At 52.1% G+C, this 25862-nt stretch carries 18 protein-coding genes; 2 read left to right on the top strand and 16 right to left on the bottom strand.

The window, feature by feature from the left end:
• Positions 1–28: 28 nt before the first annotated feature.
• The 5 genes from HWI92_RS03735 to HWI92_RS03715 all read right to left on the bottom strand — a co-directional run bounded on the left by HWI92_RS03735 (position 29) and on the right by HWI92_RS03715 (position 7695).
• A complete protein-coding gene (locus HWI92_RS03735) occupies positions 29–1447 on the bottom strand; it encodes an efflux transporter outer membrane subunit (protein ID WP_204660845.1) in 1419 nt (472 codons plus the stop codon).
• A 24-nt stretch (positions 1448–1471) separates the two neighbouring features.
• Complete coding sequence (locus HWI92_RS03730) at positions 1472–4636, bottom strand: efflux RND transporter permease subunit (RefSeq protein ID WP_204660844.1); 3165 nt, start codon at positions 4634–4636, stop codon at positions 1472–1474.
• Positions 4637–4844: 208 nt separating this feature from the next.
• Positions 4845–6029, bottom strand: a complete 1185-nt coding sequence (locus HWI92_RS03725) for an efflux RND transporter periplasmic adaptor subunit (RefSeq protein WP_204660843.1) — start codon at positions 6027–6029, stop codon at positions 4845–4847.
• Between the two features lie 91 nt (positions 6030–6120).
• The gene (locus HWI92_RS03720) at positions 6121–6753 is read right to left on the bottom strand and encodes a TetR/AcrR family transcriptional regulator (RefSeq protein ID WP_229248828.1); all 633 of its coding nucleotides are present in this window, start codon (positions 6751–6753) and stop codon (positions 6121–6123) included.
• 66 nt (positions 6754–6819) lie between these two features.
• On the bottom strand, positions 6820–7695 hold the full coding sequence (locus tag HWI92_RS03715; protein ID WP_204660842.1) for a response regulator: 876 nt from the start codon (positions 7693–7695) through the stop codon (positions 6820–6822).
• A 577-nt stretch (positions 7696–8272) separates the two neighbouring features.
• Here HWI92_RS03715 and HWI92_RS03710 point away from each other — a divergent pair.
• Positions 8273–9592 carry a sensor histidine kinase gene (locus HWI92_RS03710; protein WP_204660841.1) on the top strand — a complete coding sequence of 440 codons (1320 nt, stop codon included), beginning with the start codon at positions 8273–8275 and terminating at the stop codon, positions 9590–9592.
• Positions 9593–9651: 59 nt separating this feature from the next.
• Here HWI92_RS03710 and HWI92_RS03705 read toward each other — a convergent pair whose 3' ends face one another.
• The 10 genes from HWI92_RS03705 to HWI92_RS03660 form a co-directional block, all read right to left on the bottom strand.
• Positions 9652–10857: an amine oxidase gene (locus HWI92_RS03705; protein ID WP_229248826.1), complete on the bottom strand. Its 1206-nt coding sequence runs from the start codon at positions 10855–10857 to the stop codon at positions 9652–9654.
• A 93-nt stretch (positions 10858–10950) separates the two neighbouring features.
• On the bottom strand, positions 10951–12105 hold the full coding sequence (locus HWI92_RS03700; RefSeq protein ID WP_204660840.1) for a glycosyltransferase family 1 protein: 1155 nt from the start codon (positions 12103–12105) through the stop codon (positions 10951–10953).
• Positions 12106–12225: 120 nt separating this feature from the next.
• Complete coding sequence (locus HWI92_RS03695; protein WP_204660839.1) at positions 12226–13884, bottom strand: DUF8832 domain-containing protein; 1659 nt, start codon at positions 13882–13884, stop codon at positions 12226–12228.
• Positions 13881–15032 carry a hypothetical protein gene (locus HWI92_RS03690; protein WP_204660838.1) on the bottom strand — a complete coding sequence of 384 codons (1152 nt, stop codon included), beginning with the start codon at positions 15030–15032 and terminating at the stop codon, positions 13881–13883. The genes HWI92_RS03695 and HWI92_RS03690 overlap by 4 nt, the downstream gene beginning before the upstream one ends.
• Positions 15033–15084: 52 nt before the next feature.
• Positions 15085–16404 (bottom strand): glucuronyl esterase domain-containing protein, encoded by a 1320-nt coding sequence (locus tag HWI92_RS03685; RefSeq protein ID WP_229248824.1) that lies wholly within the window; start codon positions 16402–16404, stop codon positions 15085–15087.
• Positions 16405–16545: 141 nt separating this feature from the next.
• Complete coding sequence (locus HWI92_RS03680) at positions 16546–17076, bottom strand: 2'-5' RNA ligase family protein (protein ID WP_204660837.1); 531 nt, start codon at positions 17074–17076, stop codon at positions 16546–16548.
• Between the two features lie 71 nt (positions 17077–17147).
• Positions 17148–18806: a carboxylesterase/lipase family protein gene (locus tag HWI92_RS03675; RefSeq protein ID WP_204660836.1), complete on the bottom strand. Its 1659-nt coding sequence runs from the start codon at positions 18804–18806 to the stop codon at positions 17148–17150.
• Between the two features lie 147 nt (positions 18807–18953).
• Positions 18954–21200, bottom strand: coding sequence for a xanthine dehydrogenase family protein molybdopterin-binding subunit (locus HWI92_RS03670; protein WP_204660835.1), 2247 nt, complete (start codon positions 21198–21200; stop codon positions 18954–18956).
• A 30-nt stretch (positions 21201–21230) separates the two neighbouring features.
• A complete protein-coding gene (locus HWI92_RS03665) occupies positions 21231–22214 on the bottom strand; it encodes an FAD binding domain-containing protein (protein ID WP_204660834.1) in 984 nt (327 codons plus the stop codon).
• Positions 22211–22843: a (2Fe-2S)-binding protein gene (locus HWI92_RS03660; protein ID WP_204660833.1), complete on the bottom strand. Its 633-nt coding sequence runs from the start codon at positions 22841–22843 to the stop codon at positions 22211–22213. Before HWI92_RS03660 ends, HWI92_RS03665 begins: the two co-directional genes overlap by 4 nt.
• A 231-nt stretch (positions 22844–23074) precedes the next feature.
• On the opposite strand from HWI92_RS03660, the gene tal reads away from it, so the two are divergent.
• Entirely contained in the window at positions 23075–24169 is a 1095-nt protein-coding gene (gene tal, locus HWI92_RS03655; protein ID WP_204660832.1) for a transaldolase, read from the top strand.
• 94 nt (positions 24170–24263) lie between these two features.
• Here the strand turns inward: tal and HWI92_RS03650 are convergent, their stop codons facing one another.
• Positions 24264–25853 (bottom strand): SusD/RagB family nutrient-binding outer membrane lipoprotein, encoded by a 1590-nt coding sequence (locus HWI92_RS03650; protein WP_204660831.1) that lies wholly within the window; start codon positions 25851–25853, stop codon positions 24264–24266.
• Positions 25854–25862: the final 9 nt, after the last annotated feature.

Raw genomic sequence — 25862 nt, 5'->3', positions numbered from 1 at the left:
AAGTAAGTACCTTACGCGTCGTGGCAAGCTATTTCCAACCGCCTCCCAGACTGCGGTACAGGTCTACCCGTGCCGTAAGCGACTGGCTGCGGATGTAGGCGAGGTTGAGCTCGGCCTGCAATGCATTGCCCTGGGCCGTAATGACTTCCAGGTAGTTGGCCATGTCGCTTTGGTACAGCATCTGTGCATTCACAATCGCCTGTTTGAGTATCCCTGCCTGGCGATCTGCAATCACTTCCTGCTCTTTGAGTTTCTGGGTTTGTACCAATGCATTGGAAACCTCTCCCACCGCATTCAGCACCGACTGCCTGAACTCAAGTACCGATTGTTCCCGCTCGATTTTGGCTACTGCCAGGTTGGTCTTCAGCTGGCCCCTTGCAAAAATCGGCCGTGCAATCGTTCCTGCGGCAATACCAAACAGCGATCCCGGAATGTTGAACCAGTTTGAAGACTGGAAAGACTCGACGCCTGCACCGGCGGAAATCACCAGCGAAGGATACATGCTGGCTTGCGCCACACCCAGGTTGGCATTTGCAATCAGTACCGAAAGTTCGGCAGCGCGTACGTCGGGGCGGCGCGAAACAAGGGCCGCGGGAACACCCGTGCTCAGGCTGTCCGCGGATGAAAAATCAGCCAGCTGCACTTTGCGCTCCACGGCAGCAGGCATTTGTCCGGTCAGGATCTGCAGGTTATTTTCCTGGATTGAGATATCCTGTTCAAGCTGGGGGATCAGCAGCAGCACAGCCTCACGCTGTGCCTCTGCCTGCTGGATGGAGAGCGAGTTCACCTCACCCGCATCTTTCAAAAGCCTTGTCAGCTTCAAAGTATTATCGCTCAGGGCAAGGTTGTTGCGGGCTACTTCCAGTTGTTTATCAAGCATTAATAAGTTGTAAAAACCTCTGGCAATATCGGCTACCAGACGCGTCTGCACTGCATTTTTAGCCTCCTGTGTCTGCAGGTAAGTGGCCAGTGCAGCCTTTTGCTGGTTTCTTATTTTGCCCCAGATGTCGGCTTCCCATGACAGTGTCAGCCCGGCTACGTAGTTTTCAATGTGTTTTGATCCTAAAAAGCTGCTGGCACTGATCCCGTTCAAGCTGTTGCTCGACGGGCGGTTGTACTGACCCGTAATGTTCAGGTCAATGCGCGGAAGTTGCAGCAGGCGGGCCTGTTTGGCGCGCTGCTGGGCAACATCGATGCGTTTGATCGCAAGCTGCAAATCGTAATTGTAGGCAATGCCGCGCTCGATCAGTCTTTGGAGCGTGGTATCGGCAAAGAACCTTTTCCATTCCACATCCGCAATGGTAGCGGTGTCCGCAAAGGGTACCTGCCGGTAAGCTTCGGGAAGGCTGAGTTCCGGGCGCTGGTAGTCCTTCGTCACCTTGCACGAGGTGAGCACAACCGTGAACAGCACAGCCGGGAGGATTCTAAAATCTATCTTGTATTTCATGATTATTTCAAAAATGTAGGTCGATCAGTGAACAGGCTCGGGCGCTGTTTCCGCGACGGGCTTTTTAACAACTTTCTCCTGCAGATACTGGAAGATCACGTAGAGTACAGGGATCACAAAAATCCCGAAGATCACTCCCGTAAGCATTCCGCCGACGGCACCGGTACCAATGGAGCGGTTGCCCAGGGCAGATCCGCCGGTGGCACGCATAAGCGGGATCAGCCCGACGATAAAGGCAAAGGATGTCATCAGGATCGGACGCAGACGCAACTGCGAGGCTTCCAAGGCAGAGTCGATAATGCTCATGCCCGCTTTCCTGCGCTGTACTGCATATTCAATGATCAGGATCGCATTTTTGGCGAGGAGACCGATGAGCATGATCAGACCTACCTGCACGTAAATGTTGTTTTCAATGCCCATCATATTGATGAACAGCATCACCCCGAACACACCCAGCGGGATCGTCAGGATCACAGCCAGCGGCAATATGTAGCTCTCGTACTGGGCAGCAAGGAGGAAGTATACAAATACAAGGCTCAGTACGAATATCAGCAGGATCTGCGAGCCCGCATTGATTTCCTCCCGCGTCATACCTGTCCATTCCGTTTTATAGTTGTTCGGCAGTACATCCTCTGCCGTTTCCTTCACCGCACGGATCGCATCGCCTGTACTGTAACCAGGCTTTGGAGTACCATTGATCATCACCGCATTGTAGAGGTTGTTGCGTGTTACGGTTTCGGGACCAAATACGCGTTTAAGCGTCACCAGCTGGTTGGCCGGCACCATTTCGCCCTGCGTATTTTTGACATAAATACCATTCAGCGACGTCGGGTTGGTACGGTAGCTCGGATCGGCCTGGGCCATCACGCGGTAGTATTTACCAAACCGGTTAAAGTCCGACACAAAGCTGCTCCCGTAATAGATCTGCAAGGTTTGCAGCAGCTCGTTCACAGGCACATTCAGCTGCTTGGCTTTGGCATTGTCCACTTCCAGCATGTACTGCGGGTTGCCCGTGGCGAAGGTGGTAAAGGCATAGGCAATTTCCTTTTTCTTCATCAACGCTGCCAGGAATGCATTGGTGCTCGTGCTCAGCTTTTCCAGGGAACCGTTTCCACGATCCTGTAACATAAACTCAAAACCACTCACGTTACCAAAGCCGTCCACCGTCGGGAAGGTGAAGAAAAATGCATTCGCATCATTTACGGCGCGCACCTGCTGCGACATCATTGCCACGATCTGGTTGAACTCCTGCACTTCTCCCCGGTCGGCCTGCGGCTTCATGCGAATAAAACCTACCCCGTAGGGTGATGCATTGGAGTTGGAAATGATGTTCATACCCTCTACAATGTAGCGGTGCTCCGCAATGGGCGAACGTTTTACAATGCTGTCAACCTGCGCCATCGCCTTGTGGGTACGATCCAGCGAGCTGCCCGGAGGTGTATTCAATGCATACAAAAGAAAGCCCTGGTCTTCGGTCGGGATGAAGCCCGTCGGGGTTTTCTGCGTGAGCCAGAGCGTAGTTCCTGAAATAACGACCAGACCAACGATGGTCACCCATTTGCGTTTGATCAGAAACTGCAGACTTTTCACATACCTGCCGGTCATACTTTCAAATCCGGCATTGAATGCAGCAAAAAAGCGGGCTGAGAATCCTGCACGGACGAGTTGCAGGTTGCCGGCATTGGGCTCTGCATGGGGATTTTTCAAAAACAATGCGCAAAGCGCCGGGCTGAGGGTCAATGCATTTAATGCAGAGATCAAAATTGCGATGGCTAACGTAAATGCAAACTGCCGGTAAAATACACCCGCCGGTCCCTGCATAAAACCAACGGGAACAAATACCGCGGCCATGACTAGGGTAATGGAAATGATCGCGCCGGAAATCTCGTTCATACTCTCAATCGTCGCGGGCTTGGCTGCCAGGTGCGACCGCTCCATCTTGGAGTGCACCGCCTCCACGACCACAATGGCATCATCGACCACAATACCGATGGCAAGTACCAGTGCAAACAGCGTGAGGAAGTTGATGGTAAAACCAAAAAGCTGCATGAAGAAGAACGTTCCCACAATCGCTACGGGCACCGCAATGGCCGGAATAAGCGTGGAGCGAAAATCCTGCAGGAAGATAAATACAACAATGAACACAAGAATAAAGGCTTCAAAAAGCGTGGAGCGAACCTGGTGGATCGAGTCGTCGAGAAAATCCTTCGAGTTGTACATGATCGTCGTCTTCACACCTTTCGGAAGTGATTTTTCGAAGTCTTTCAACAATGCTTCCGCCTGGATCAGGATGTCATTTGCGTTTGTTCCGGCAGTCTGAAAAATGGCCACACCGGACGATGCGTCACCATTCAGTTTACCATTGGACGAGTACGTATACGAACCAAACTCCACCCTAGCCACATCTTTCAGCTTAACTACCGAGCCGTCGCTGTTTGCTTTGATAATAATGTCTTCGTACTCCTTGTTCTGCGTGAGTTTTCCCTTGTATTTTAAAACGTATTCAAAAACCTCGGTACTTGCCTCACCCAGCCGCCCCGGAGCTGCTTCCAGGCTTTGCTCGCGGATGGCCCCGGTTACTTCCTGGGGTGATAATCCATAGGCGGCAAGACGGTCCGGTTTGAGCCAGATACGCATGGAATAATCGCGTGTACCGAAAGGCTGCGCCTGACCGACCCCGGGTATACGCTGCATCTGCGGCACCAGGTTGATCTTGATGTAATTGAGCAGAAATGTTTCGTCATAAGTACTGTCCTCACTGGAAAGCGCTACAAACATGATAATACTGTTCTGCTGCTTTTGTGTGGAAATACCGGCCTGCACTACTTCTTGGGGAATCTGGCTGACGGCCTTGGAAACGCGGTTCTGGACGTTGACGGCTGCAATATCAGGATCAGTACCCTGCTTAAAATAGACGTTCAGCGCCATCGTACCGTCATTATTGGACGAAGAGGTCATGTAAGTCATGTTCTCCACCCCGTTTACGGCCTCTTCAATGGGCGTGGCTACGGCCCGCGCTACAACTTCGGCGTTCGCTCCCGGGTATACGGCGGTTACTTGCACGGTAGGCGGCGCGATGTCGGGGAACTTGGTGATCGGTAATGTGACCAGCGAAATGATCCCCAGCAAAAGTATGAGTATGGAGATCACGGTCGAAAGGACGGGCCTTTCAATGAATTTCTGAAACATGGTTGGTGGTGTTATGCCTCGCCTGCGCGGGGCCTTGTTATGGCATTGATATTGATTCGGTCGCTTTGTCGCTCTGAGTTCCTCACATTTGTCGCTCTGAGTTCCTCACCTTTGTCACCCTGAGCTTGACCTCTTTTGTCACCCTTCGACCGCCCGGCGGCCCGGTCCGCTCAGGGTGACAAAGATCTAATCAGTAAAACATTTTAAATCAAATCGGGTTAGCGCTTAGCAAGCTATCCATGGACATTTTCTGCGGGTTGATCGCCATGCCGTCGCGGAGCCTGTCCAGACCGTTGTAGACGATCTTTTCACCTGGCTTCAAACCGTTTGAGATCAGGTAATAGCGTCCGCTGCGATCGGAGATGGTGACCGGGCGGCCTTCCACTTTGTTGCTGTCGAGCAAAGCGTAGACGAACACTTTGTCCTGCACCTCGAAAGTAGCTTCCTGCGGAATGAGCACGGATTTGGCCAGCTCGCGCGGTATCCTGATCCTCCCGGTATTGCCCGATCGCAGCAAACCATTTGCATTCGGGAATGTTGCCCGGAGCTTGATGGCGCCCATGGTTTTGTCAAATTGCCCGTCCACGATCTCAACTTTTCCTTTTTGCGGGTATACACTGTTATCTGCCAAAACCAGTTCTACCGACGGTATTTCCCTGATTTTCTGCTCAATGGTATTTCCTGCAAATTGTTTTTTGAAATCCAGGAAGTCCAGCTCGCTCATGGAGAAGTACACGTGAATATCCTTTGTTTCGGACAAAATGGTCAGCGCTTCCATCGTTCCTTTTCCAACAAGGCTACCTGTTTTGAAAGGAATGGTACCGATATAACCGTCGGCTGGGGCTTTGATGGCGGTGTAGCCGATATCGATTTTGGCGGCATCCACAGCAGCCTGGGCGGATGAAACATTGGCAACAGCTGCATTGTAAGAAGCTTTTGCACTTTTCAGCTGCACGTCCGACACTACGTTGTTGGCTACGAGCGGCGTGAGCTTATCTACGTTGATCTGCGCACTTTCCAGGGCAGCCTGGGCAGATGCCAGCGTTGCTTTGGCGGTGTTCAGTCGTTCCTGGTAAGGTCTCGGATCAATGTGGAAAAGAACCTGGCCTTTTCTGACGTAAGCACCTTCATCTACTGAAATGCGATCGAGGTAACCGTCCACCTGCGGGCGGATCTCGATATCGCGGCTGCCTTCTACCGAGGCAGTGAACTCACGGTAGGCAGTTACCTGCTGGTCGGTTACCGTGAGCACGGGAAGTGACTGGGCAGGCGGCTGGCCTGTTGCAGTGGTGTTGGCAGTACTCGGGCCGCAGCTGTAAATGCCGGCAGCCAGTGCGGATAATAGCAGGAATACAGTAATTCCCTGTCTGGAGTGAAATAGAGACTTTTCCATGGATGTGGACGAATTTGTGGTGAGATACAGAAGTTTGCGCCGGATAGCGCGGTTATTATAGCTAACAGTGTTAGCGATTAAGGAAAAAAATTTACAGATTCTTAATAAAAGCCTCAACCGTTTCGTCGAGTACCTTTTTGTTCATTGTAGAGTCGTCAATGTCTGAACATCGCATCATGACAATCGATACAAGTCCGTGAATAACAGACCAGAATGCGTGGGTCCTGAAACAAACCTCGGCATCAAGCCTGCCTTTTTTATCAACAATTTCCTCAATAGCATCACCGATATGATCGCGGAACGCATTGAACTCCGGCTTGATTTTTCCGGATCCGCAGCACGGCATGCCCAGTCCGTACATCAATTGATAATACTCGGGATTTTTGAAAGCAAAGTTCCAGTAAACGTCTGCGTAGCCTTTCAGGCGTTCCACCGGATCCGGGTACTTTCGTTTATTCTTTTCCAGCGTGCGTTGCAACAACCGGAAACCATCCAGAGAAAGTTCAAAAAGAATGTCTTCTTTATTGGCAAAATGGTCGTAAATGACAGGAACGCTGTATTCGATGGCATCTGCAATTTTACGGATCGACAAAGATTGCCAGCCCTCATCCTTGACCAGCTGCAATGCAACTGCCAGAATGTTGGTCCGCATATTCTCCTTCTGCCGTATTTTTCTTTCCAGAATGCCCATAGCCTCGTTCAATTCTCCTAACGATGTTAGCAAAGGTAGGAGCGTTTTATCTTTTTGTCAAGCATTAATAAAAAATAGTCACCGGATGCGCATTAAAAATCACATTTTTGGAAAACTGAACGTCTTCAACCAGAAATGCGACAGGCTTTTGAAGTACTCCGGCCACACACTTGCATCCTGCGGCTTTACCAGGTAAGCGTTTGCCCACTTGCCGTAACAAGCCCTGATATCGTCCTGGTGACCCGAGTGGCTGAATATGATGATCGGGACTTCGGGCAGGTTATTTACCTCTATAAAACGGCGGATACTGGCCAGCAGGTCAAGCCCCTCCTCCCGTGACGGCAGGTACAGGTCCAGCAGGATCAGTTCCGGCACCACATGCCCATTCTCGAATTGCGTATTGAGCAGCTCCATGGTCGCATTTTTGTCCGTCATCCGCACAAGCTGAATGTCGGGCATGGTCTGCGTGAGCGAAAAACTCATGAGCTCCCAGTGATCGTCACTGTCCTCAACCACCATGATCATCTTGTTCTGATGGTATTTGGGAGAGCTCACGGGCAGCTCATACTGCGAGCTATGCAGGAAGCACACGTTGATCGCCATAGCCATTATTTCATAGTCCGAAGCAATCACAGGCTTGATCATGAATGCATTGACGCCTCTCCGGTAGGCCTCACCGATCAGCTGCCTGCTGGATGTCGTCGAGATCATGACGACGGGTATATGGCGCGTGCGCTCATTGTCTTTGAGCTTTTTAACAATTTCAAGACCGTTGATAACAGGCATGTTCATATCCAGCAGGATCAGTTCGGGCTCGTGCTGAAACCTTCCGGTTTTCATCAGTGCCATCAGGTGACTGCCACTGGGTATTTCTATAATATTGAGATGCTTGATGACAGTACCAAGTGCCTCTAATAGTAGCATCCTGTCGTCCTCATCATCATCAACCAGAAAAACGGTTTTCATCTTTTTCATATCCATGCTACTTTATGTCCGGCAAAAATGAACACTCCGGAAAGCTACTTTTACGGGCAGGAAGATACCTTCGATAACATATATGAGCAGAAGCGTGGGCGGTATTTACTCACAAAAGACATGCCAAAAAAGGTTTTTTCCAAAATCCGTATGCCGCATTGTGCCAGTACCAGACGACTGATTGCGACAAGTAAAAGCTGAATGTATCAAAATAGTGCCCATGCAGGTGGGATACTTCCTGTAAAGTACCCGCACATTCGAGGCGATATCCTTCATGATCAGAGTATTAACTAATAAGACCGGGCCAATTATTGCTGTTAAGTCATGGAACTAATCAATTCTATGACCTAGCGCAAATGTTTGGTTATCAGTATGTCATATACTTTAAAGGTCATGTGTAAAGAAACAATAGCCGCCGGCCGGTGTGCTTCTACTGGCTCTGATCCGGAATATTTCTTCGCTATACGTTTGAATAAAAATCACTAATTTTCGGTTGACCGGGCACACACAGCTTCGAGGCAAGAGCCCTCATAAGCGTATGCCGGCAGGACAAATAAATTCAAATACTTACATCGAAATGCACGAATTCGAACCGGCTGAGCTGAAAGAAGTAACCAACTATCTTTTTACCAGGCGCGAAGCGATCCTGAACAACTGGCGTAATGCCTGCGAGCAGGACAAATCGCTGACCAAGATTTCAACCATGAGCCGGGAGGAGTTCAACAACCTGCTTCCGATTGTGCTGGATATTCTCGAGCAGCGTTTGCTGAGCCAGCCCGAAGACGAGGACCTGACTTACGTATCGGAGGGGCATGCGCTGCATCGCTGGCAAAAAGCACTCTCACTGATGGATAGTGTGCGGGAGCTGAACCACCTGACACAGGTTTTCCACCACGAGCTTGAAACCTTCGATGAACTGTTTCCGGAGACAAACAAGTCCCTCCTGCTGCACGTATATGGTAAGATTGTATCCCTGATGCAGGAAACGGCTACCGGCAGCCTTACCAAATATGATGAACTGCAGCGTCTGAAAGCGGCCGCGCGCGTGCAAACGCTCGAACAGGCGTTGGACAGGATGAACTCGCTGGTACAGAACCGGGGCGATGTGCTCCGAAAATCGTCCCATGACCTGCGCAGCAGTGTAGGTATTGTATCGTCGGCAGCGTGGCTCCTGCAGCTGGACTCGCTGACTGACGACGACCGCAAGAACTACCTGGACATGCTCAACCGGAACCTGGATAATGTACAATCCATGCTGAACGATCTCATGGATCTTTCACGCCTGGAATCCGGGCGGGAAACCCTGCAGCTGGAACAAGCCGACGCGAGCCAGGTACTGCGCGACCTGGTGACCGGCGCTCAGGGCATTGCACAGCAGCACCATGTGGTACTCCGGGCCGACGGCCCCGAAACCCTCCCGGTTCAGACTGACCTGGTGAAACTGCAGCGGATTATCCAGAACATTCTGATGAATGCCATTAAATACACGGAAGCCAGTGATGAGAAAAAAGCCCTTGTTTCCATCTCCTGGTCGGCGGAAGGAAATTTTCACTGGATTTTCAGCATCCAGGATTCAGGGCCCGGCATGCCCGACAATATAGCGGGGGTGTTTGCTGACCAGCTCAGGCCAACCGTGGAAGAAACCAGCGTACAAAGTCCGCATGAAGCCGAGCCAGTGGCAGTAACGCCCGAAAACCTGCCCGAAATTCCGTCTCCCGAGGAACTAGAAGTTCTGGCCAAGCATTCATCGCCAGGTGAAGGAGTAGGTTTGCAGATCGTAAAGCATTTGTGTGAAATGCTGGATGCCAACCTCGATATTGAAAGTCAGAAAGGAAGGGGTACACTTTTTCGCGTCAAGCTACCGATAGACTATGATGCACAGGGAATAGCATTATAGTGTGTGTAAACGTGTTTATGCCAAATACAGTGTATGAAATATTTTCGCCAGGTATCCTCCTAGCACAGCAAACGCTGTCCTTCGAGCGCTTCTGCAACCACTTGCTGGCCAGCCAGCAATGCATCAACCGATTCCTGGTGCAGGACACGGGCGTATTTGCCTGATGAGTCGGTGTCCCAGATGCCCGCATGGTGCCAGATGTGCAGATGGTCCCAGTCGGGACGGTCGATGATCGGATAAAGGCATACACCCAGCAGGGGTACACCACGGCTGATGGCAGCAGCACTTTCGGCAGCAACCATTTCGATCCATATAGGACGGTCTTCCTTAGGGTGGCTCGTTTCGGAGAGCAATACAGGTTTATTGTACCGTAAATATCCGGCTTCCAGCAAGTCCGACAGCGGGCTCCACCTTGGATCGAGTACCCTGTCGTTCCAGCCGAGTATCCCCCGGCCGCCAGCTACCCACTGGTTGTCGTAATAATAATTGAATCCCACAATATCGAGCAGGTCCTCGCTCCCACCCAGTTCCGGGCAGATCCTTCCGCACAGCATGTCCACAGACTGGAACTGAAGCTCATGCTCCCAGGCAGCGGTTTCCACATCGGCAGGGTTGGCAGGGTCTGCCGATACCACATTGACGAGCGGCTCGGTCGTGACAACCTTCACCAGCGGGCTCAGCTGCTTCATGGCCTTTACGCCAGCGATATATGCGCGCATCAATGCATATTTCAGATCCCAGCCATTTTTTGTACAATAAGGAGCAGTTCCTGCTACCTCTCCCCCGAGCCACGAGATAAAACTCACCTCATTCACAGGCGTTACAAAAAGAGGCTGACCTGGATGATGCTGGGTATAAAAAACAGTGAAGGCTTCGCAAAGCGACACAAAGCGGGAAGTGAACCTGGGATGAAACGGACTCAGATCATCGGGATAGCCAAAGTGGCAGATGTCCCAGATCTGCTGCACACCTTTTTCCCGCCCGGCATGCATCATATGCAGTACCGGATCAAAATTGTATTGATATGGCGCCGGCTCTACTACACTCCACCGGATTCCCTCGCGCACTGTCCGGATCCCCAGGGAACGAATCCGGGAATAATCTTCCCGGACGAGTTCGAGGTGACCGGTTGCTTCAAGCAGATCCACGCGGTATCCGCTGGCATTCATCTGGTCCGTACACTCAAAGCCAGCCATCCAGAAGCTCTCAAACGGACTCTCATTTGCATTGATAACCGTGGGAGCAATCGCATTTTCAACCTGCATGGGGGCTTGGTTTAAGTAAAACTTATGGTGAGGGCAGAGCGGTTTGTTCTACCCCTTAAAAAATATGATCAAAGCGTTATCAGAACACAGGTACTAGCTTGCGCTTTTGAGCTCGCTGGTCAGGACCACCGGGTTCTTTTGCTTTACCGACAGCATCAATGCATTCATGGATTTGAAAGTGTCCTGCCACGACTTGTCGGACAAGTATTCATCCACATCATTGAGCCACTCTTTCCTTTCAGAATTTTTGAGCTCGTACTCCACTGCGGCAATAAATGTATCGGCATCATCTCCGATGCTGACCAATCCCATTTCCCCATATGGAAAAACCACATCACGGATTGGTGTAGATACCACAGGCTTGCCGGCAGCGAGGTATTCAGGTGTTTTGGTCGGGCTGATGAACCGTGTGGATTCATTGAGCATGAAAGGGATCATAGCGACATCCCAGCCGGCCAGGTATTGCGGAAGTTCCTGGTAATTTTTGCATCCCAGGTAATGAATATTGTCAGCCTTGGGAAGTGCGGCAGGATCAATTTTTACGACCGGCCCGATCAGTACAATATGCCAGTCGGGACGTTTGGACGAGATTTCCCGGATCAGCTCCTGGTCAAACCGCTCGTCGATCACACCGAAAAATCCAAGACGGATGCCTGGGATCGAAGCCTGGTCAGCAGGCTCGGGCATTGTTTTCCTGGCAGCACCGAAGTGTGTTTTGTCAATACTGCTTGGAAAAGGATGAATGTTGTGGTGACTGCCTTTCTTGGCTTCATACAGGCTGACCCCTCCGGTAAATACGAGATCTGCCTCAGCCATAAGCTGTTGCTCCATGATCTTGATCTGCGGCGGTGCAAACTTGAAGGCAGAAAGCTCATCCATGCAGTCGTACACGATCAGATCCGGCGTAAACGATCTTGAAAATTCAAACGCCACCGGAGTGTAGTACCAGAATGTAAAGTTGCTGACATCGCGGTCATCAAAAAACGACTTCAGAAGCGCCTTCATAAGCACGACCATTTCCGTCTGGGAGGTTCCCGGCGGCATATGCGGCACACATACCTGCAGTCCCGGTAGTTTCCTTTCAAACTTGAGATAAGCCTTGTCCGGACTGTCGAACATGGGCTCTTCCAGGAAATACACATTCGCGACTTCTGCGAAGCGTGTCATGAGATGCTGCGGGCGCTGAAACACAAAGTCCCACCGAAGGTGGGAAAAACAAAGTAGGTCCCTGGTTGATTTTATAGCCATAAGTGATACATGTGAGGAAAGGATGCAATTTCTGATAAGAACTATGCCAGCGATTTTCATCCATTTCTTACACTATTGCAAAGGCCGCGCCAGCACCACTTTCAAGGGTAATACCGGGGCTTATAACACCCCATCTGTACCCCTCACTTTTACATCAAATGCACCCGTTAACACCCTGTCATTACGTTTTACCTGCAAAAACAGGCGGTAGCTGCCCTCCTTCGGAAACGAGTAGGGAAACGAGATCAGGTTGGTATGGTTCATCCCGCTCATACTGGCATCGCTGGTGTCGTACATACCCATTTCAGTCATCAGAAATTCCTCCCTGACGGGGACCGACATGGCTGCCAGTCGGGACAGGTAACGGTCCACACTATCCCTGAATACCGCCGGGACCGGTCGCTTCATCACCTTTGTGGTGTCGGCCAGCCGGTTTTTAAACAGTTGTCCGGCGGCCATCGGGAATGATCCGGCCGGATGCAAATGAATGTAAACGGAGCCGTCAGTACGTACGACGGCCGCATGTCCGAGCATACCCAGGTAAGGCTCCGGCAAGCACGCACTTCCGTCGGGATTGAAAATCGCGAATTTCAGCTGGTAGGGTTTTCCGGCTTCCAGGGCTTCATTTCCCTGTCCTTCCCAAACCACGTAGGACCCGTCTTGAAAAACGGTTTTCGAGCCGGGCTTTCCGCAGATCACGAAATTATCAGCCGGGCCTCCTTTTTCCCGGGCATCAATCGGATTGGTAATCACAAATGCATCTTCGGCGGAGGAGGGCAGTGGCGCCACTGCAGTGGTATCCTTCCTTTCGGGGATTAGGAGTGTATCGGTGATTGTTTCGGCAAATCCTGAATAGCGGACAATATCTGCATAAACCAGGTATTTGCCTGCCGGCAGTCCGGGAAGTACCGACTGGAATGTGGTACTGTCTTTCCGCTCCGGATGTACGTGCGCGAAAGCATCCATGGCCGGAATGCGGATGAGAAAAGTGTGCATCAGTTTGCCGTGATCCGGAATGAGCGTGCTTAGCATACTTCCCCTGTTTCGGGCCTGCCAGTCTGTTGTATCAATTTCTAATTCAAAAATGCGCTGATTGTTGGTCAGCCTGATGCGGGATGTACCCTGTAAAGGCCGGTACATATACTGGCTGTACTCCTCCGCCCAGCTGTTCCACCAGCTGCTTCCGCCATACAGAACGAGTGTACAAACTACCGCTGCAATACCCATATTCATCCACCTTTTACGTTTTTGCGCAGCACTCAAAGATGCACCGGCAGGAAGCAGCGCGTCACTTACACTCGCTCCGATGGTGGTGATGATCAGCAAAAACAACAGCAAGCCCAGGATGCTCAAACCCAATCCAAGTCCCTGCGGCATACCGCGCTGTGCCGTGGATACTGCCATCATCGGCACGATCAGCTCTGCAGATCCCTGGTCGCCTTCCATATGGATCTGTACACTGGAAGAACCTCCCTCCATGAACCAGACAATGCCCTTAAACTGACCAGGCTGGCCCGGAACAACTTCCAATGCATCTGCCGAAGGCGCACCTTTGCCTCCCGATTTGAAGTAGATCGGCCTCGCCGTCATCCGGGAGGCTTTACCCGTTTCAACAAAAACAGAAATGCTGGCAGTACCCGGAATGACATCGGGCGGCAGCACACTGACCAGGACCTGGTACGGACCAGCCTGTGCCTGCATTTGAACACCCGAACTGCCTACATGCGCATGGGCAGCACCGGAAAGGAATATCAGTAACAGAAAGAGTAGCTTTTTCATCGTTGTATTTTGTGCATCCAGTTGCCCCATGCTAATCCGATGCGGGTAGAAATCAGACAGCACACCCATGCCACCGCCAGTCCTTTTATCAGCTCAGGCGTACTTTCGAGCATCCAGGGTGCAAATTTATACCGGAACTCCCAGTTGGGATCATTGCCGAAATACCACGAGCTGCTGCCGAAAACCCAGTTTCTCGCATAGGGCGACTCCATCAGGAAAGCACCGGTATACCATTGCACAATGAAGAAAATAACAAGGAATGCAGACGCAAGTACGGGTGTTAACATCCAGTCATTTAAAAAGGCAAATTGATGCCTGAGCAGATCAATGGCCAATGCGGGCATAACGAGCAGTAATGGAAATGCAAACGGCTGATAATGGTCGAAATGGTTGAGAATGGGACCCAGTTTCGGCTCGGCCGGGAACAGCGGGATGATCCATAAGGTGCCCAGCATCAATGCGGTATAAACGCAGGTAACCGCGGTAACAGTCCACCGGTGCTTCACCGCTTTACCCACCGCCATTAAAAGCAGCGGAAATGCCGATGCACCGAAAATATAAAAACGTGAATGGTGCGACTCCATCCTGCCGAGCTCTTCCGACAGCAGCGTATACCAGATTGTCAGCAGAAACCCCGCGGAGAGTGAAAAAAGCCAGAATAAGGTGGTATCGGAACTAGTGTTTTCAAACTTATTCTTTACCCGGAAAGAAAACTGGTTTTTGACTGCAATAACACTGATCATGGCCCCGAATTGAATGCCGATAATCCCGAGTATCAGTACCGTATGCGGGGGAGAGAGAATTTTTACGTCCAAGCCGTAGGTATTATGCCACCAGTCATCAAACGGCGCCGACGTAAGCATGGCCAATGCCCCCCATACGCAGAATAATGCACCAAGTGAGCTGTAAAAAAATCCCCAGATCCTGACACTGCCAGCTTTTTCATCTGCACTGCCGCGGAATGTCTTTCTCAGAATTTCATACCCCGAAAAAAGACCGGCCACAACCGCACCCAGATAGATGATCAAATGCGGGGGCGACAGCAACCCGTCCCGTCCGATGCTCAGGTGCCAGCAGATGTCCCAGATCAATCCGGTAATCACGCAGAAAGAAGAGAATACCGTAGCAATAATGTAAAAGCTGCGCATTGATTTTGTTAAATCGTTTATAAAAAGCCAACGTTCAAAGAACCCCTGAAACCTACCGGAGAAACTTCTGCATGTACCGGATCATCAGCGTCCAGTCTTCCGGGAGCACGGTATGACCGCCATCATGCATGTAGTACCCCAGGTCGCTCATCAGTAAAGCAGTATCGCCCGCATCCGGAAAGGGCGCATTTACAGGAGCTGTTTTGTTGAAAAGACGGTAAACAGGCGCTGCCGCCAGGGCCGACAAGTACTCCCCTTTCGGATCCGACCAGTAATCCGTACTGCCGGTTTGCAGCAGCAGCGGGCGCGGGGCCATCAAAGCCACCAGCGCATGCGCATCAAAAGGCATATTTTGCACCTGATCCGCATAGTTATGGTAATTGGCCGCAAACTGATAAAGGTACCTGGAAGGATCTGTGATGTGTGCGATTGTTTCCCCGTAATTCCGACGCGCCAATGCAGCCCCACCCTCGCCGGAAATGCTGGCGATTACCATGGCAAAGCGCGTGTCACGTATGCCTGCCCAGAGTACCGTTTTTCCAAGGCGGGACGCACCCTGCAAGGCCACACGACCCGCATCCACCTTTCTATCGGTCTGCAGATAATCCAGTGCCCGGCTCAGGCCCCAACCCCAGGCCGCAATCGCACCCCATTCGTCGGGTGCAGGCTGAGCCTGGCCGGCTTTCAGGTAGCGGCTGCGGATACCCAGCGGCAAACCATCCTTGAAGTCGGGCTCGATGTCGCCGTAGTAAACGGTTGCAAAGCCGATCTCCGCATCCATGAACTGGTCAATATTCATCTTCCCGAAAGTACCGGGCTGAGTGGCCGGGATCTTTTTTCCATCTTTCCAGATATTGCCCACGTGCAATCCTTCGTCTTCGATAATCTGGTTATAGGCCAGAAAAGAAATGTTCAGGAGCAGCGGGACGGGCTTTTTGGTTGCAACCGGGGTATATACGAGCAGGTCCATGTAGTGATCCGTCGTGTCGGTGGTGAGATAAATCCGCACCTGCCGGCGGATGGCTTTACCCTGCAATGCGATAGTTTCTTTTTCCAGCAAGCTGGCCCTCACCTTTCCGGGAGCCGGGGGCATTTTGCCGAACTGAGTTTCCTCCACCATTTTCAGCAGCTCGGGACGACGTTTTTCAGTCCACATTTTTGCGCTGGTGACCATCTGTCCGTCGCTGCATTTCAGCAGGTCGGGGAGCACGTAGGTACCCGTGGAATCTTCGCTGTAGTTCACCGGAATGCCCGCTACGACCGTCGGGCGGTTGGCTGCCTGCTGGGCCGGGGCAGCTGTGCGTGCAGATTGTCCGTACACTGCAGTGCCGGCAGCAAGCAGCATGGACAGGATTGTAAAACTGAGTTGCATAGGATTGGAACAGGATTGTGCATTGATCTGACCGTCCGGGCAGACGATGTAACTTAAAGCGGAAAGCAGGCTAAACATAACCATTCACCCTCACAAGCGCAGTTCTGACCGCTCAGGCGGCCCGGAGTCAGGGGTGTATGGTCAAAGAAAATCATAGCTTTCGAGGTACTCCCAGGGACCGCCGAGGTAGCGCCATAGCCTGAATCCCGTCACAGCAAAGCTGAAAGGTTTGAACGCATGGCCCAGTTCGGCCTGCAAAGCTTTGGCGCGGGCAGGTTCCACCTTGTTCTGTATCGTAATGTGAAAGTTCCTTTTTTGCCGGTCCTGGTTGGTCAGGGCGTCATGCCAGTGCTTCTGAAGCTGCTGGTGCAGGGCTGGCAGCGCCGGGGCCACGATCTTGAAAGCAGTACCATAACCCAGGGACACAATCTGCTCAGCGACCGCATCAAAGGAAGGCTGCTGCCTTGCAACTCTTTGCAGCTCTTCCCGGATCCCGGGCTCGTCGGGCAGTGCATGGAAAAGGGTCAGGTGCGCATCCAGATAATTGCGTTCCGGAGGAAAATAGGTCCGTCTGAGCTCATTGAAATATTCCTGAACTGACGGGTCGATCGATAGGGTTGCCACCAGCGGCGGACGTGCCTCCTCCCGGGGCATCGTGTGTGCTTGTTCCATTGAATCGTGTAATAGATGTACCAGTCACACCTGCCCAGGATTTTCGTGCCAGCCCTCCATGTTCATCCTTCCTAAACTTTCCCGATCGACTTCCACATCGCAAGTTCTTCTGCAAACCGGTTGTCGATCACCTCGCAGCGGGTATCAATGCGCATGGTCGGGCGGTCTTCCAAATTGTAGGCAGGCCATTCAGGAACATCGGCTGCGGCGGGTTTTCCGGTGCGGGCAAAGGTTGTCCACAGCTCGGCAAAGTGATGCGATGCAATAAAACGCTCGGGCCTGCTTCCGCCAAAAAAGCTTTCACTGGGCTGAGAGGGATCTTTTGGCGGCACTTCGTTATTGAACTTGAACGAAATATCCATGGCATGGGGCGTCCCCATAGGATAGTCCGTGTCAAGGATTTTTTTCTCTGATTTGTATCCAAAATTGTACAGGTAAACCGGCGCTCCATGCTGGTTTGCCTTTTTTTCTGCAATATCGATCGAGCCCAGGCCCATCATGGCAATAGACGAAATTGCCACGAAAATATCCGGTGCAGAGGCATCGGGCATGGTTTTCCGGTATGTAGCAATCATTTTGGCCGTATCGGCCCCGTGAAAAGGTTCTAGCTTTTTCTTAAGTCCTTCAAAATCCATTTTCAAGAGGTCTACCTCTTTCCGCTGCCAGATGAAGAAGTTGTACTCATCCTCATTCCAGCCTACGAGCAAGGGTTTATTTTTGGAAATAGACGGAGCTGTGGGATCAAACGGATGGCCGGGAAGCACTTTCCCGTCCACCACCGGACCAAACCCGCCGGCGCCGGGCGTTGGTTTTTTCTTCGGATTGTCTTTGTCGATAAAAGGTGGTACGAAAGGTAATCTGTTCTGTACCGCAAGCAGATCTGCCGCCGGGATGTCGAGCAGCTTTCTCCAGTCGGCAGGAGCAATATTCAGTGTCCTGAGAAGCATGGCCGTGGTTTCAGCGGCAACCTCTTTGGGTGTCATCCGCACGCCCGGGCCACTTTCAATGGAAGCTTTATTAAAATAGGAAGCAGCCGAAGGCATCGCATACAAACACGACGTTTTGGCTCCCCCACCCGATTCACCAAAAATCATGACATTTTCAGGATCGCCGCCAAACTGCGCAATGTTGTCGTGCACCCATTTGAGTCCGGCCACAATATCGAGCATGCCCATATTACCCGAGCCTGCATACTCTTCCCCCGCGATTTCGTCCAGGTAAAGAAAACCGAACAAGCCGAGACGATGGTTGGTTTGTACCACAACCACATCGAAATTCCTGGCCAGGTTGGATCCATCCTGGCTTTGCGATGCACCCGAGCCGATCACGAATCCGCCTCCGTGATTATAGAACATCACCGGGCGTTTGCGGTTGTCGTTAGCCGGCGTCCATATGTTGAGGAACAAACAATCCTCCGCGGGTGCAGGCTCGTTTTGCCGGGGAGGTTGCATGGCCGGCGCCCCGAACACCGAGCTGCGGACACCCGCCCAGGGCTCCACCGGACCCGGTCGCCGGAACCGCCTGTTTCCCGAAACTTTCCCGCCATAGGGAATTCCCCTGAAAATGTTTACACCCTCATGCCGCACGCCCCGAAGCCGGCCCGGCGCAATTTCCACTTCTACAAACTGGTCGCGTCCGGCTTGTACAGGAAACGTAAAACCGCCCGCCGCCACCGCAGCCGAAGCCAGCGACAATCGGGACAGGAAACTTCTTCTGGGTATGAGGCTCATGGTTGCAGCGTAAATGGATGGGATCTGCACATGTAAGTCCCGCAACTGTGCCTTTATACTGCAAGCGAGAAGCTTATCAGCAGCAATCCCCCGAACTACCTGCTGCCAGCTGTCCGGGGGATTGAAAAACAGGAATAATATAACAACTCAGATCAGCTTGTCAGGTGTGATCGGCAGCTCCCTGATCCGCTTCCCGGTCGCATTGAAAACCGCATTGGCGATGGCCGGAGCCACCCCGATGATGGCGATTTCGCCCAGTCCCTTGCTGCCCACGGGATCCGCTACCAGGTCGGGTTTGTTGATAAAATGAACTTCGATCTCCGGCACGTCGGCATGAACCGGCACGTGATAATCGGCCAGATCTTTGGTTACGTACCTGCCAAACCGGTGATCGATCACGGCTTCTTCGGTGAGTGCCATGCCAATACCGCCCGTAGCGCCTCCGATCATCTGGCTGGCTGCTGTTTTAGGACTCACGATCGTACCTGCATCAGCACAGCACACAATCTTTTTGACCCGCACCTGTCCGGTGGCCGGATGCACGTGTACCTTGGCGAAATGCATGGAAAAGGCATACATAGAGTACTTATTGCGGTTTTCATCGGGCTTGGACTCCTGGGTTGTCTCTATCTTCTCAACACGAGCCTGACTGAACAGCTCCGCCAGCTTCAGCGTCGCCGAAGATTTTCCAGCGAGGCGCAGCTGTCCGTTTTCAAGTGAAATATCCTCCGGCTTCGCGGAAACAAACGCCGGTGCACCTTTCGAAGCCAGCGTAATAAGCTGTTCTTTGAGTGACCTGCATGCAGCCATTACTGCCGGACCAACGCTGTTTACCGTAGAAGACCCTCCCTGCAGGCCGGCCGCCGGAAACTCGGAACTGCCGAGATGGAACGAGATCCTCTCGGTGGGAATACCCGTTTCGTTTGATGCGATCTGCACCATGGCGGTGCCTGTACCGGGGCCAATGTCCGTGATTGCGCAATGCATCACAAGCCTACCATCCGCATCGAGCTGCGCATGCACGGTGGCGGCATTACGGTTGGCGCCGAACGTACCTGTACCCATTCCATAGCCCACCAGCCACGCTCCTTCCTTCACCTGTCCGGGCTGCAGTTTTCGGTCATCCCAGCCGATTTTCTCTTTTCCGATATCATAACATTCCCGGAGGTATTTGGTTGACCAGGGCATGTTCTTATCCGGATCGGACTCGGTGTAGTTTTTCAACCGAAACTCGATCGGGTCCATTCCGATTGCATGAGCGATTTCGTCCATGGCCGATTCCAGTGCAAATGCGCCCGTGGCTTCTCCCGGCCCGCGCATCCAGATGGGTGTGGCCACATTCAGAGGCAGCAGGCGGTAGCGCGTACTCACATTGGGCGAGGCGTACATCATCCGGGTTTGCCGCAGCGTCGATTCGGTAAATTCCTCGTAGCTGGACGTTTGCCCTATGGAGGTGTGATTGAGCGCCACGAGCTTCCCATCCTTCGTCGCCCCGATCTGGATCTTTTGCCAGGTCCGGGGCCGGTAACCGACCATTGTAAACATCTGCTCACGCGTCAGTACCAGCTTGACGGGCTTTTTCACCTGTTTTGCGGCAATGATCGCAGCCGTTTCGTGGGGCCAGTTATGCAGCCCGTTACCGAATGCCCCTCCCACGAAAGTGGTGATCACCTTTACATTTTCCTCCGGCAGGTTCCATTCCTTGGCAAAGTTCTTCTGGGTCATTTTTGTACCCTGTACCTTATCGTAAACGGTCAGTCGGTCGTCGGCTTCCCAGTGGGCGATGATGGCCTGCAGTTCCATCGGATTATGTACTTCGGTCGGGATCAGGTATTCGGCTTCCAGCTTGTAAGGTGCGGTATCGAATGCGCCGGCCTCGCCCCGGTCATAATCCGCAGTCGGCGATTTCGGGTTTTTCTTAGCCGAGGCAGGCACCACAGCATCTGCGGTATGCGCGTCGAAATCGGTCTTATGTTCTTCCTTATTGTACTGGACCTTCACCAGGGAAGCGGCATGCCGGGCCTTTTCCAGCGAAGTTGCTACCACAACTGCAATCGGCTGGTCGTTTGAATAGATTTTATTATCAAAAAACACGCGTAGCGGCTGCCCGCCTGTAGATGGCTCCGACGGGTGCTCTCCCTTGGGCTGGTAGCCGGGCACCTTAATGGCATTCACATGTGAGATCACGCCAAGTACGCCCGGTGACCTTTCTGCCGCTCTGGAGTCGATACTTTTGATCGTGCCTTTCGCGATCCGGCTTCCGACCAGTACCGCATAGGTCATATCCGGCAATGCATACTCGGCGGAGTATTTGGCAGCACCCGTCACTTTTAGGCGGCCATCCACGCGGTCCAGCGGCTTGTATTCTTTTTTATCAAAAAATGCTTCACTCATGATTTTCTCAGTTCAGGGATTAGGTACCTTTTACACCAGACCGGCTGCATTTTTCAATGCTTCTACAATTACGTTCGGACCAAGTTTCAGCTTGAATGCATTGTATTTGAAAGCCTTCGCTCCCTGCATCGCCAGCTCGGCGGCCTGCCTGAAAGTCTCCTCTGTGGCTGGCTTGCCTGCGAGTGCCTTTTCGGCTTCTTTGAGGCGCCAGGGCTTGTGGGCCACCCCTCCCATCGCCAGACGTGCCTCTCTGATCACCTTCCCGTCCATATCCAGGGCCGCAGCCACAGACACAAGCGCAAATGCATACGAGGCCCGGTCGCGGATCTTCATATAATAGGCGTGCTTGTTAAATGCATAGTCGGGAATCTCGACAGACATGATCAGCTCATTGCTCTGAAGTGTATTGTCCTTTTCGGGCTGAGTGCCCGGCAGGCGGTGAAATTCCTCAAAAGGAATCCGCCGCTCACCCTTTGGCCCGGCCACAACGACCGTCGCATCGAGGGCTACCAGCGCAATGCACATGTCGCTGGGGTGCACCGCAATGCACTGCTCGCTTGTCCCGAATATGGCGTGCATCCTGTTCAATCCTTTGAGCGCGCCGCAGCCCGATCCCGGCTCCCTTTTGTTACAGGGCAGTGCGGTATCATAAAAGTAGGGGCAGCGTGTGCGCTGCATCATATTGCCGCCCACGGTCGCCATATTCCTGATCTGCGCGGATGCGCCGGCATTCAGGGCCTGGGAAAGCAGCGGATGGTTATCAATGATCAGCTTGCTGTCGGCCACCTGGCTGTTCAGTGCCAGCGCGCCGATGCTCGTTTTCCCGTCTTTTCGCTGAATGTCTTTGAGCGGTACTGCATTAATATCAACCAGGCGGGCCGGCGCCTCTACCTGCCGCTTCATCAGGTCGATAAGGTTGGTACCACCGGCAATGAATTTGGCCTGGCTGCTGCCGGCCAGGCTGCTGATGGCTGCCTTCGCCGTGGAGGCACGCTCGTATTGAAATTGTATCATGATTTGAGCCCCCCGTTTTTAACTTCCTGAATTGCCTTTACAATGTTGGGGTACGCCCCGCAGCGGCAGATGTTGCCGCTCATAAATTCCCTGATATCGGCTTCGCTGCCGGCATGGCCTTCGTGAATGCATGCCACGGCAGACATGATCTGTCCGGGTGTGCAGTATCCGCATTGAAAACCGTCGTGTTTGATAAAAGCCTGCTGCATCGGGTGGAGCTCCTCTCCTTTGGCAAGTCCTTCGATGGTCGTAATTTCCTGTCCCTCATGCATTACTGCCAGGCTGAGGCATGATAGTACCCGCTTGCCATTGACGTGCACGGTACAAGCGCCGCATTGCCCATAGTCACAGCCTTTTTTGGTGCCGGTCAGGTCAAGCTGCTCGCGCAGTACATCCAGCAGTGTAGCGCGGGGTTCGAGTTTAAGCTGCTGTTTTACCCCATTTACTGTAAAACTTACCGGCATGGTTTCCAAGGCAGCATTGACTTTCTCTACAAAGCCCGACTGTGCGGCTTTGACAACAGCGGGCGGGGTGACGGCGATAGCTGTCAGTACAGACGTGGTTTTCAGAAAATCCCGGCGGGACTCCTGACTTTCGTCGGAATGTTGATGGGGTACCTTCTTGTTCATGGTGATGTTTGGCTTCGTGCTGATAAGTGCGGCCGGACTCCGGAACAATTCTGTCCGGGCGTGCGCTCCTGAAGTATAAAGATTGAGCCAGGACGTGCTGCGGCTATGCGAAAATCAACCGATAAATAGAGGAAAGTGTAATTAAAATCGCCTCAGCATGGTTAAATAAGCAGGCGTAAAGCATTATCAAGATATATTCAGTATCATTCAGTAAAAAAAACATTGATGATTATGGCTAACAAGGTGAAACAAATACACGACTTCGGTCAAAGCATCTGGCTGGACTTTATAGACCGGAAAATTATTTTTTCGGGTGAACTTAAAAGGCTGGTTGAAGAAGATGGTGTGCGGGGCGTGACTTCCAATCCTGCGATTTTTGAAAAAGCGATCAGCAGCAGCGCTGATTATGATGCAGATATCGCCGAATTGTCGAAGGAACAGCGCACCAATGAGGAAATATTTTTCGGCCTTGCCATTTCGGATATCAAACTTGCCTGTGACATTCTGAGACCGGTTTACGATGAAGATGTGGTAGGTGCCGACGGGTATGTAAGCCTTGAAGTATCACCGTTTCTTGCATTGGATACCGAGGGAACCATTGAGCAGGCGCGGAAGCTCTGGAAAGAGGTCGACAAGGAAAATGTTATGATCAAGATCCCGGGTACCGAGCCAGGTTTGCCTGCGATCCAGGCCGCGATTGCTGATGGCATTAACGTAAACGTAACCCTGCTTTTCGGCCTTGACCGGTATGAAGCGGTGACGGAGGCTTACATTGCCGGGCTGGAACAAAGGGCTGCCGCAGGTTTGCCGGTAAATAACATTTCGTCCGTAGCCAGCTTTTTCCTGAGCCGCATCGACGTGCTGGTTGATCCGCTGCTGGATGAAAAAGGATTGGGCGAGCTGAAAGGTGAAGTGGCGATTGCCTCTGCCAAAAAAGCCTATGAAATTTACAAACGCGTGTTCAGCTCAGACCGCTGGAACAAGCTGGCTGAGCTGGGAGCTGTGCCGCAGCGACTGCTTTGGGCAAGTACCAGCAGCAAGAATCCTGCATTTAAGGATACCAAATATGTGGAGGCGCTGATCGGACCCAATACGGTGGATACGATCCCGATGGAAACCCTGGAAGCCTACCGCGACCATGGAGATCCTGCAAGCCGGCTTGAAGACGACCTTGAAGGTGCAACCAAAATCCTGGAACAGATTAAGGAAGCCGGTATCGATATTGATGCCGTAACCAAGCAGCTGGAAGAAGAAGGGATTGACAAATTCAATAAACCCTTCCAGAAGTTGCTGGATGCAATAGAGAAGCAGAAAAGCGAGGCATAGCAACGGTGCGGCTTATCAAAGCCTCATTTCCATGATGTTAAAAGGCCGTCTTTCTAATGGAAGACGGCCTTTTTGATTACCGGAAATGCTTTTTCTATTTAAGTAACCAGATCTTATCATTGATATCATCTTTTCCCCCGAACTGGGCATCAATGGCCGCTTTATAGTTGGCTCCATTGGTGGTACGTTCCGAGATCGGGTACTGCCAACGAAGTGCAATCCGTTCCGAATTGCCTGTACCTACGCCGGTCATAAATTTCGGAAAACCCGTACGGCGGAAATTGAAGTAGGCTTCCATACCTGAGTTCATGAAAAATGCCAGGTACTTCTGGGTCAGTATTTGCTCGAGGCCGGTAAGGTTGTTTCCGGCATACTTTACCAGCGGCTGAGCCAGGTAGTTCGCAAAGCTGAAATTAACCGTATAACCTACAAAGTCACTGGCTTCCCTGCCGCCGGTGCGGGAGTACTGCATCGAGTTGGCGCCCTCCTTGATCCCGTAAAACTCCATGGAAGCCTTGATGCCCGCCTGGTACCACTGATCGGCATTGCCGCTTACCCAGCCGCGGTTGATCCCCTCCGCAATGTTGAAGCACATCTCGGGATACCCAATGATGAATACGTTCTCGCCTGTGTAGTTGGTGTAGTACCGCGACCGGCTCTGGAAAGAATATGCGCCCGGCGCGAACCCGGCTCCGTTGTCGATTCCCGCCTTCGCCGACATGTCCGCCAGGTCTTCGCCCGAACTGGCACCCACATAAGCCGTGTAGTCCGACGGGGTCTTTCCGGCTTTCAGCTGGGCACCCGCAGGCTCGGCCGTAATCATAACGCGGGGATCCTGGCGGGCAGTAAGCAGGCTTACGTACGTAGCGGCCATGTTCTGACGTGTGGCGTCAAAACCAAAGTTATCGGGATTGGACGGATACTTATTGTAATTGTTTGAGATAAACTGAAGATTGTCTGACATGCCTGCAAACAACGGGTACCTGGCGGGATTGTTAATGATCTCTGCAAATTGTGCCCTGATGTTCAGGTCTGTATCGGCTTCTTTTTTGCTCAGGCGCAGCAGCATTCTAAGCCTGAATGCATTGATCGCCCGCTGCCAGCTGGCCAGTTTACCTGCAAAATAAAAATCACCCTCCACGGTTGTTTCTCCTTTCGCGATCAGGGAAGTAATGTCACTGTTCGCTTCGTTGAGCAGGTTTAGGATCTGTACATAGATCTGTTTTTGGGAATCATATCTCGGATTCAGGTTCTCACGTCCGAGCAGGGCTTCGCTCATCGGCAGGTCACCCGCCCTGGCCGACATCTGATCCATGTAAAATGCCCGGAAGAATTTACCCAGCGCCGTGTAACCGTTGATGTCCGCTGCGCCGGTTTTTTTATGTTCCAGCTCCATCTGCACCACGTTTTTCAATGTTGAATAATGGTTTGTAAATGCAGACCATTGATACTCATTGTTGCCGTAGTAATTATAGTTGACCGCATAAAACTGGTTCCAACGCATTTCGGAGCTGAACGGCCGGCCTGTATTATTGTACATATCCCACTCAATGCCCTGCAAAATAAGGGACGCAGGTGCGGTGATCGCGCGGTTCGGATCTTTTTCAAGTTCCTCAAAACTCTTTTCACAACCTGTAAAAAGCAGGGCTGTAAAAGCCAAAACAGCAATAATTATAGAACGCATGATGGTTGA

This window comes from Dyadobacter sandarakinus, assembly GCF_016894445.1.
Taxonomy (GTDB): Bacteria; Bacteroidota; Bacteroidia; order Cytophagales; family Spirosomataceae; genus Dyadobacter; species Dyadobacter sandarakinus.
This window is presented reverse-complemented; position numbering and strand designations above follow the sequence as displayed.

Bases quoted from the DNA above. Each gene is read 5' to 3' on its own strand.
- HWI92_RS03735 (WP_204660845.1), bottom strand. From the start codon at position 1,447: ATGAAATACAAGATAGATTTTAGAATCCTCCCGGCTGTGCTGTTCACG.
- HWI92_RS03730 (WP_204660844.1), bottom strand. From the start codon at position 4,636: ATGTTTCAGAAATTCATTGAAAGGCCCGTCCTTTCGACCGTGATCTCC.
- HWI92_RS03725 (WP_204660843.1), bottom strand. From the start codon at position 6,029: ATGGAAAAGTCTCTATTTCACTCCAGACAGGGAATTACTGTATTCCTG.
- HWI92_RS03715 (WP_204660842.1), bottom strand. From the start codon at position 7,695: ATGAAAAAGATGAAAACCGTTTTTCTGGTTGATGATGATGAGGACGAC.
- HWI92_RS03710 (WP_204660841.1), top strand. From the start codon at position 8,273: ATGCACGAATTCGAACCGGCTGAGCTGAAAGAAGTAACCAACTATCTT.
- HWI92_RS03705 (WP_229248826.1), bottom strand. From the start codon at position 10,857: ATGCAGGTTGAAAATGCGATTGCTCCCACGGTTATCAATGCAAATGAG.
- HWI92_RS03700 (WP_204660840.1), bottom strand. From the start codon at position 12,105: ATGGCTATAAAATCAACCAGGGACCTACTTTGTTTTTCCCACCTTCGG.
- HWI92_RS03695 (WP_204660839.1), bottom strand. From the start codon at position 13,884: ATGAAAAAGCTACTCTTTCTGTTACTGATATTCCTTTCCGGTGCTGCC.
- HWI92_RS03690 (WP_204660838.1), bottom strand. From the start codon at position 15,032: ATGCGCAGCTTTTACATTATTGCTACGGTATTCTCTTCTTTCTGCGTG.
- HWI92_RS03685 (WP_229248824.1), bottom strand. From the start codon at position 16,404: ATGCAACTCAGTTTTACAATCCTGTCCATGCTGCTTGCTGCCGGCACT.
- HWI92_RS03680 (WP_204660837.1), bottom strand. From the start codon at position 17,076: ATGGAACAAGCACACACGATGCCCCGGGAGGAGGCACGTCCGCCGCTG.
- HWI92_RS03675 (WP_204660836.1), bottom strand. From the start codon at position 18,806: ATGAGCCTCATACCCAGAAGAAGTTTCCTGTCCCGATTGTCGCTGGCT.
- HWI92_RS03670 (WP_204660835.1), bottom strand. From the start codon at position 21,200: ATGAGTGAAGCATTTTTTGATAAAAAAGAATACAAGCCGCTGGACCGC.
- HWI92_RS03665 (WP_204660834.1), bottom strand. From the start codon at position 22,214: ATGATACAATTTCAATACGAGCGTGCCTCCACGGCGAAGGCAGCCATC.
- HWI92_RS03660 (WP_204660833.1), bottom strand. From the start codon at position 22,843: ATGAACAAGAAGGTACCCCATCAACATTCCGACGAAAGTCAGGAGTCC.
- tal (WP_204660832.1), top strand. From the start codon at position 23,075: ATGGCTAACAAGGTGAAACAAATACACGACTTCGGTCAAAGCATCTGG.
- HWI92_RS03650 (WP_204660831.1), bottom strand. From the start codon at position 25,853: ATGCGTTCTATAATTATTGCTGTTTTGGCTTTTACAGCCCTGCTTTTT.